This window comes from Corallococcus llansteffanensis, assembly GCF_003612055.1.
GTDB lineage: Bacteria > Myxococcota > Myxococcia > Myxococcales > Myxococcaceae > Corallococcus > Corallococcus llansteffanensis.
Genome location: NZ_RAWB01000893.1, coordinates 1 through 2,450, shown reverse-complemented (window position 1 = coordinate 2,450; position 2,450 = coordinate 1). Strand labels below are relative to the sequence as shown.

At 73.0% G+C, this 2,450-nt stretch carries 2 protein-coding genes; both read left to right on the top strand.

Annotated elements, in window-relative coordinates; translation table 11 throughout:
• On the top strand, positions 1–732 hold a 732-nt coding region (locus D7V93_RS41765), incomplete at its 5' end, for a TetR/AcrR family transcriptional regulator (protein ID WP_120648530.1).
• Positions 733–882: 150 nt separating this feature from the next.
• The gene (locus D7V93_RS41760; RefSeq protein ID WP_244237826.1) at positions 883–2,313 is read left to right on the top strand and encodes a M61 metallopeptidase family protein; all 1,431 of its coding nucleotides are present in this window, start codon (positions 883–885) and stop codon (positions 2,311–2,313) included.
• The last annotated feature ends 137 nt before the right edge of the window (positions 2,314–2,450 follow it).

The following is a 2,450-nucleotide window of genomic DNA, read 5'->3' as shown; positions in this document are numbered from 1 at the left end:
ATGCGCTACACCGCCGAGCACAAGCAGGCCACGCACGCGCGCATCCTGGCGGCCGCGGAGAAGCTGTTCCGCGCGGAGGGCTTCAGCGGTGCGAGCGTGGAGCGGGTGATGCGCGCCGCGGGCCTGACGGTGGGCGGCTTCTACGCCCACTTCGCCTCCAAGGAGGCCCTGCTCGCGGAGTCGCTGCGCGCGTTCATGGACGAGCGCAAGGTGCGCTGGCTGTCGGGGCTGGAGGACCTTCGGGGACCCGCGTTCCTGGACCACTTCGCGCGCCGCTACCTGGGCCTCTACAACCGGGACACCGGGCAGACGGGCTGCATGATGCCGTCGCTGCTGTCGGACCTGACGCGCGCGCCGCCGGAGGTCCAGGCCTCCTTCGGCGAGGGGCTGGAGGAGCTGGTGGACGCGGCGAAGGGCCAGCTTCCGGCCCGCGAGGGCGCGACGCCCCGGCAGCAGATGCTGGCGACGGTGGCGCTGTGCTTCGGCGCGATGACGCTCGCGCGGGCCACGGGCTCGCAGGCCGTGTCGGCGGAGATCCTCGACGCGGCCCGGGCCCTGCTGCTCGCCGGAGCGCCGGTGACGGAAGCAGGGGAGGCGGCTGTTCCTCGCTCCCGACCCGCGAGGAAGACGGGCGAACGGCCCCGGGCAAAGCGCGCCAGTGCACCGGTGTCGGAGCCGGGAGCCGCGCCCGCGCGTCGCGCCCGCGCCGCGCGGAAGAAGCAGGCCCGTTGAAGGAAAGGCCTCGCCCAGGCTGGGAGTCGCGCCCGTGCCGCGCCCACCTTCCGACGCTCGTCGCCCTGCGTTGATACTCCTTGCTGGACGGCATGGGGTACGCCGTGGGGTCCTCGGGTCCGGACCTCGGGCAGTGAGAGGCGGTGCCGCGTGGATGGCTTGAAGACGGTGGTGCCTCGCGCGGTGCTCCTCCTCCTCGCGCTCACCCTGGGCGCCTGCGCCACCGCGCGCCCTTCGCTGCCCCGGCGGGAGGTGGCGGCGCTCCGCTACAACGTCACGTACACGCGCGAGCCCACGCGGGGACTGGACGTGGAGATCGTCCTGCTGCCTTCGTCCCCTCGCGACTTCCTCTTCCGCGAACCCGAGCGCGTGGACGCGGTGTGGGCCTGGCGCGAGGACGGCTCCGCGCGCTCGCTGCGCGTGCATGACGGCGCGGTGCACGTGCCCTCCGGGACGCGCTTCGTGCGCTACCGCTACCCGCTGGAGTCCCCCTCGAAGGGCGGCCATCGCTCGTTCTTCTCCGGCGTGGGGGAGGAAGACGCGTGGCACGTGGCCGGCAAGGCCTACCTGCTGCGCCCGCGCACGGTGTCACCCGACCTGCGCGTGGAGTTCACCGTGTCCGGCACGGACGCGCTCCTGCCCTGGCGCGCGGACGACGCGGGCGTGTACCACCTGCGCGGCGAGGACCTCGTGGACTCGGGCTTCCACGGCTTCGGCGGCCGGCGATGCGAGGCGCGCGTCGGCGCCTCCGTCCTGGAGGTCGCGCTCCTGGGCCACTTCACGCACCTGACGGACGCGGAGGTGTGCGCCTGGCTCGCGCAGGCCGCGCGCGAGGTGGGCACCGTGCGCAAGACGTTCCCGCACCCTCGCATCACCGTGCGCGTCGTGCCCGTGCCGGCAGAGGACTCGCCCGCCCTCTTCGGCATGGTCCAGTGGAGCTCACCCCCCAGCATCTCCATCCTCGTGGGCCAGGACGCCACCGCCGCGTCCTTCACCAGCGACTGGGTCGCCCTCCACGAGATGCTGCACCTGGCGCACCCCACGCTGATGCCGCGCGTGGCGTGGCTCACCGAGGGGCTGGCCACCTACTACACGGAGGTCGCCCGCGCCCGCTCCGGACGCCAGACGGCCCAGAGCGCATGGAAGGAGCTGACGGAGGGCTTCGCGCGCGGCCGCTCCGCCGCGGGCTCGCGCACCATGGCGGAGGTCGTCGCGCATGAGGGCAACTGGCTGGGCGTCTACTGGACCGGCGCCCTCTTCGCGCTGCACCTGGACGTGGAGCTGCGGCGCGTGACGCACGGCCAGCGGCGCCTGGACGACGTGCTGGAGCTGCTCGCCACGCGCGGCCCCACGTCCTCGCTCGCGGGCTTCGGCGCCGCCGTGGACGCCGTCGCGGGACAACCCCTCTTCGACGCGCTGCTCGCCCACCAGCTTTCAGTTCCGGCTTTCTCAGACTTGGGAAGTTTGTTAGACCGCCTGGGCGTCCAGATTGACCCGGGCGGCGTCAAGCTGCAGGCTGCCCCTGAGAGCGCGTTGCGTGAAGCGGTGGACGGTGGACGGCCCTCGGATGACGCGGGGTGAACACCTGGGAATGGGACGGGGCTGTAACCGTTCCGGCGGGTGTCGCGTATCGCATGCATCCGCGAGGTCCGCGGCTTCCGTAGAAGAGGTCCGCCATGTTCCGCAGCGTCCTGATGCTCGCCGCCGTCCTGTCGCTC